Genomic DNA, 823 nt, shown 5'->3' on the forward strand with positions numbered 1-823 from the left:
CCGAACGCGTCGGCGATCCTCCGCCGTTCGTCGGGGGCGAGCCCCTCGGCGGACAGGGTCACCAGCACAGGGTTGATGTGCAGCCGCCCGGCCTGCTGTTCGCTGGCCAGCAGAGCGGCGGTGCTGGCGTAGGGGGCGAGCAGGGCCGGACGGAAGGAGTTGAGCTCCGCGACGAGCTGGGTCAGAGGGGTCTGCACGGGAAACAGCCGTACCGTGCGGGCGCCCCGACGGGTGTTGCGCAGCCGGGCCGCTGCGGCGGCCGAGGCGAAGTGCCCGCCGCTTGCACTCACCATCGCCGTGCGGCCGCGGCCGGCGACGATGCGGAACGCGTCCCGCGGCCGCAGCCAGCTCGCCAGCATGCGGCCGGCCATTGCGGTTGCCACCACCAAGGCCTGCTGATCGATGAGGAACATCCCGCGGATGCCCGTGGTGCCCGACGTGGTCGCCACGGTGTAGGCGTTCAGAAAGGGCTGCCCGATCAGCGTGGTGTCGGCGACGAACGCCTCCATCGCCTGTCGGGTCACCCGATGATCGGTGACGATCTCGTCGAACCGCGCCATCAGCTCGCGCTTGCTCGTCACCGGCAGCAACGACGGGTCCTCGATGCGTTCCGGCAGCCCGGCGTACAGCTGCCGGTAGAAGGGCGACCGCGTGCGTGTGAAGGCGATCAGATCGGCCAGCCGCGCGCGCTGGCGCTCGGCGACCGCAGCCGGCCCCGCGCGGTAGGTGCGCCTTGCGTCCAGCAGCACGGGCAGGACGTGCGGGTCCGCCGACGTGTTCCTGGCGGCGGTGCGTCGCGGGGAGAGCGGGGGACGCATCATTG

1 pseudogene is annotated in these 823 nt (G+C 72.1%); it reads right to left on the minus strand.

The features are described 5' to 3' along the window. A pseudogene (locus tag E6R62_RS37600) lies at positions 1–749 on the minus strand (phenylacetate--CoA ligase family protein); the annotation flags it as partial. Positions 750–823 lie beyond the last annotated feature (74 nt).

Source organism: Streptomyces sp. A1136 (genome assembly GCF_004795055.1).
Classification (GTDB): Bacteria; Actinomycetota; Actinomycetes; order Streptomycetales; family Streptomycetaceae; genus Streptomyces.